This window comes from Sphingomonas sp. 66-10 (assembly GCF_001897045.1).
Classification (GTDB): domain Bacteria; phylum Pseudomonadota; class Alphaproteobacteria; order Sphingomonadales; family Sphingomonadaceae; genus Sphingomonas; species Sphingomonas lycopersici.
Genome location: NZ_MKRR01000138.1, coordinates 48,375 through 52,780, shown reverse-complemented (window position 1 = coordinate 52,780; position 4,406 = coordinate 48,375). Strand labels below are relative to the sequence as shown.

The 4,406-nt window shown below is 69.1% G+C and carries 4 protein-coding genes; 3 read left to right on the top strand and 1 reads right to left on the bottom strand.

Translation table 11 applies throughout. The features are described from left to right. Positions 1–117: 117 nt before the first annotated feature. A complete protein-coding gene (locus BGN95_RS19490; protein WP_179513061.1) occupies positions 118–804 on the bottom strand; it encodes an MBL fold metallo-hydrolase in 687 nt (228 codons plus the stop codon). Positions 805–884: 80 nt separating this feature from the next. On the opposite strand from BGN95_RS19490, the gene pabB reads away from it, so the two are divergent. The 3 genes from pabB to BGN95_RS19475 all read left to right on the top strand — a co-directional run bounded on the left by pabB (position 885) and on the right by BGN95_RS19475 (position 4,223). Beyond that, positions 885–2,657, top strand: coding sequence for an aminodeoxychorismate synthase component I (gene pabB / locus BGN95_RS19485; protein ID WP_286773742.1), 1,773 nt, complete (start codon positions 885–887; stop codon positions 2,655–2,657). 38 nt (positions 2,658–2,695) lie between these two features. Continuing rightward, complete coding sequence (locus BGN95_RS19480) at positions 2,696–3,895, top strand: pyridoxal phosphate-dependent aminotransferase (protein ID WP_286773741.1); 1,200 nt, start codon at positions 2,696–2,698, stop codon at positions 3,893–3,895. Between the two features lie 187 nt (positions 3,896–4,082). Next, the gene (locus BGN95_RS19475; protein WP_179513058.1) at positions 4,083–4,223 is read left to right on the top strand and encodes a hypothetical protein; all 141 of its coding nucleotides are present in this window, start codon (positions 4,083–4,085) and stop codon (positions 4,221–4,223) included. Positions 4,224–4,406: the final 183 nt, after the last annotated feature.

The window sequence follows — 4,406 nt, the reverse complement described above, 5'->3', positions numbered from 1 at the left end:
GCCTGACCTTGCCCGTGGTGGTCAGCCACAAAGCGCGATCCTCCACCTGCGCCAGCGCCGGCGCGGCGACGAGCGAAACGGGAAGCGCGAAAAGGCTCGGGCGCATGCGACGGTGGATCAGGCGGCGGCGAGCGCCTCGTCGCTGACGAACATGTTCCACCGCCGCTCGTGCCCGAAGGTGCTCGGCTTGCCGTGGCCGGGGACGAAGGCGGTATCGTCGCCCAGCGGCCACAATTTGGTGACGATCGAGGTGATCAGCTGCTGATGATCGCCCTGCGGCAGATCGGTCCGCCCGATCGATCCCTGGAACAGCACATCGCCGACCTGCGCGAATTTGGACGGGGCATGGTGGAAGATCACATGCCCCGCGGTGTGGCCGGGGGTGTGATAGACGTCGAGCGTCAGCTCGCCCACCGTCACCGTATCGCCGTCGTTGAGCCAGCGGTCGGGCTCGAACGGCACCCCCTCGATCCCCCAGTTGCGCCCGTCGTCGGCGAGCCGCGCGAGCCAGAAGCGATCGTCCTCATGCGGCCCCTCGATCGGCACGCCGAGCTCGTCGGCGAGCGGCTTCGCCGAACCGGCGTGATCGATATGGCCGTGGGTGAGGAGCAATTTCTCGACCGTCACCCCCGCCTCGGCGATCGCGGCGCGGATCCGCGGGAGATCGCCACCGGCGTCGATCACCGCCGCCTTCATCGTGCGGGTGCACCAGATGATCGTGCAATTCTGCTCGATCGCCGTCACCGGCACGATCATCGCGCGGAGCGCAGGTTCTGGCGCGGCGCGCGGCGCGGGTTCGGTCATCGGATCAATCCTTTCTCCCGATCCCTAACCCGCGCCGCGCCCTTGCCGCAAGGCGGAGCACCGGGCATGCAGCGCGCGCGATGCTCCCACCCCCGCCTTTCGTCCTGCTCGACGATGCCCGCCCCGGCGGCGCGGCGGCGCGGCTCTATCGCGCGCCGACCGCGGTGATCGAGGCGCGGCAGCCCGGCGACATCCCCGCCGCGCTCGCCGCGCTGCGCGCCGGGGTGGCGGCGGGGCGGCAGGCAGCGGGCTTCCTCGCTTATGAAGCCGGCCTGGCGCTGGAGCCGCGCGCGGGCGACGCGGCTTTGCCCGACGCGCCCTTGCTATGGTTCGGATTGTTCGACGGTTTCCAGGAAATCGCCGATGTCGCCGCCGGGCTTCCCGACCCGGCCGGGGCGTGGGTCGGCGCGCCCGAGCCGGAGGTGACCCGCGCCGATTATGACGCGATGATCGCGCGGGTGCAGGCGCTGATCACCGCCGGCGACATCTATCAGGCCAACCTCACCTTTCGCGCGAAGGTGCGCTTCGCGGGCGATCTGCCGGCGCTCTATGCCGCGGTGCGCGCGCGGGCGGCGGCGGGGTGGGGCGCGATCGTCGCGACCGCGCGCGAGACCCTGCTCTCCTTCTCGCCCGAATTGTTCTTCGCGCTCGACGATGGGCGAATCACCTGCCGCCCGATGAAGGGCACCGCGCGGCGCGAGCGCGATCCGGCAGCGGATGCCGCGGCGGCGGCGGCGCTGGCGGCGGACCCCAAGCAGCGCGCCGAAAACCTGATGATCGTCGATCTGATGCGCAACGATCTGTCGCGCGTCGCGCAGGCGGGCAGCGTCAAGGTGCCCGAATTGTTCGCGGTCGAGCGTTATCCCACCGTCCACCAGATGACCTCGACCGTCACCGCCGCGCTCGACGCGGGGCATGATGCGATCGACGTGCTCGCCGCCTTGTTCCCGTGCGGCTCGATCACCGGCGCGCCAAAGGTGCGCGCGATGCAGGTGATCGGCGAGGTCGAGCGCAGCCCGCGCGGCGCCTATACCGGGGCGATCGGGCGGATCGACGCCCCGGCCTCGGCGCAGTTCAACGTCGCGATCCGCACGCTGCACGTTCCGGCCGGCGCGAAACACGCTACGATCGGGCTCGGCGGCGGGATCGTCGCCGATTCCAACGCCGTCGACGAATGGGACGAGGCGCTGGCGAAAGGAGCTTTCTTGACCCACGGCGCGGGCGATTTCGACCTTATCGAGACGATGGCCTTCGATCCCGAGGCCGGGGTGGCGCGGATCGAGCGGCATCTCGCGCGGCTCAAGGCGAGCGCCGCGGCGCTCGGCTTCGCGTTCGACCGCCACGCCGCGCGCAACGATCTGCAGGCCGCGACCTTCCGGCTGCGCCGCCCGGCGCGGATCCGGCTGCTCGCGGCGCGATCGGGGCGGATCGCGATCGAGACCGGCCCCGCGCCACTCGCCGCGCCGCGCGCGTGGCGTGTCGCGCTGGCGCCGCTGCCGGTCCCCGCGGGCGACTTCCGCTTGCGCCACAAGACCAGCGACCGTGGCTTCCTCGATCGCGCGCGCGTGGCGTCGGCGGCGGACGAAGTGGCGTTCGTCGACCCGCACGGTTTCGTCACCGAGGGAAGCTTCACCAATATCTTCGTCGAGCGCGACGGCGTGCTCGTCACCCCGCCGCTCGCGCGCGGGCTGCTCCCCGGGGTGTTGCGCGGCGAGCTGATCGATCAGGGCCGCGCGCGCGAAGGCGAGGTGACCCCCGACGACCTCGCCGGCGGCTTCTTCGTCGGAAATGCGCTGCGCGGGCTGATTCCGGCCGTTGTTGCGGTTGCGAAATCGCCGGGCCTCCCGCTATAGGCCGCGGCGACATCAGCCATCGTTATGAGGCACGCGACATGAAGCCTTCCGCCGCGCTTGACCGTATCAGCCCTTCGCCGACGCTGGCGATCACCACCAAGGTGCTGGAACTCAAGCGCGCCGGGGTCGATGTGATCGGGCTGGGCGCGGGCGAGCCCGATTTCGATACCCCCGATTTCGTCAAGGAAGCTGCGATCCAGGCGATTCGCGACGGCAAGACCAAATATACCAATGTCGACGGCACGCAGGAGCTGAAGGAGGCGATCGTCGCCAAGTTCAAGCGCGACAACCACCTCGATTACACCACGCAGCAGGTCAGCGTGAACGTCGGCGGCAAGCACACGTTGTTCAACGCGCTCGTCGCGACGCTCAACCCGGGCGACGAGGTGATCGTCCCCGCGCCTTATTGGGTGAGCTATCCCGACGTGGTGCAATTCGCCGGGGCGACCCCGGTGATCGTCGCCGCCGGCGCCGCGCAGGGCTATAAACTGACCCCCGAGATGCTCGAGGCGGCGATCACCCCGCGAACCAAGTGGCTGATCCTCAATTCGCCCTCCAACCCGACCGGTGCGGCCTATACCGTCGCCGAACTCAAGGCGCTGGGCGCGGTGCTCGAACGCCACCCGCAGGTGTGGATCTTCGCCGACGATATGTACGAGCATATCGTCTACGACGATTTCGTCTTCGCGACGATCGCCGAGGTGTGCCCGTCGCTCTACGAGCGCACGCTGACGGTCAACGGCTGTTCCAAGGCCTATGCGATGACCGGCTGGCGGATCGGCTTCGCCGCGGGCGCGCCGTGGCTGATCAAGGCGATGGCCAAATTGCAGTCGCAATCGACCTCCAACCCCTGCTCGATCGCACAAGCGGCAGCGACAGCGGCGCTCAACGGCGACCAGTCGTTCCTCATCGAACGCAACGCGGCGTTCAAGTCGCGCCGCGATCTCGTCGTGTCGATGCTCAACCAGACCGACGGCATCGCCTGCCCGCGCCCCGAAGGCGCCTTCTACGTCTATCCCGAAGTCTCCGGGGTGATCGGCAAGACGACGCCGGGCGGCAAGCGGATCGAGAACGACAGCGATTTCGTCGGCTATCTGCTCGAGGATGCGCGGGTCGCGGCGGTGCAGGGGGTGGCGTTCGGCCTCTCGCCGGCGATGCGGATCAGCTACGCCACCGGCGAGGACGTGCTGCGCGAGGCGTGCGAGCGGATCCAGCGCGCCTGCGCCGCGCTGCGCTGAAGAGATTTCAGCCCCGAAACACAGCGTTTCGGTTACCGCAATACAACGGCAATGAACCGCACCCTATGTAGCGGCTGAACGACGGCGTCAGGCCGCGTTCAGCGACAACAAATTACAGGCTTTCTTGGGTTTCCGGCGCAGCGCCCCCAGCGGGCCGCGAAGAAGCGAGTCGAAAAGAGTTAAGCAGATGATCCAGTTCCTGAAATCGACCTTCCTGTGGCAATTCGCCGGAGGTTTCCTGATCGGGGCGGTCGGGCTGTTCGCGCTGCATCCGGCGTCCGCCGTCACCGCCACGACCGATGCGCCGACGCATATCGTCAAGCGCTGATAGCATCGCGCACGCGCGCGCATTATATCGGCGGACATGATCCGCGCTCCCATGACGATCGCCGCGGTCCTGGTGACCGCCAGCCTTCCCTTCCTCCCCGCCCGCGCCGAACGCGCGGTGCCGATCCCGCCCCCGGCGCGCGACGTGCCCGCCACCCCGAGCGCGCAGACCGCAATCCTCGCC

Excerpts from the sequence above, each read along its gene's own strand:
- BGN95_RS19490 (WP_179513061.1), bottom strand. The coding sequence starts at position 804 with ATGACCGAACCCGCGCCGCGCGCCGCGCCAGAACCTGCGCTCCGCGCG.
- pabB (WP_286773742.1), top strand. The coding sequence starts at position 885 with ATGCTCCCACCCCCGCCTTTCGTCCTGCTCGACGATGCCCGCCCCGGC.
- BGN95_RS19480 (WP_286773741.1), top strand. The coding sequence starts at position 2,696 with ATGAAGCCTTCCGCCGCGCTTGACCGTATCAGCCCTTCGCCGACGCTG.
- BGN95_RS19475 (WP_179513058.1), top strand. The coding sequence starts at position 4,083 with ATGATCCAGTTCCTGAAATCGACCTTCCTGTGGCAATTCGCCGGAGGT.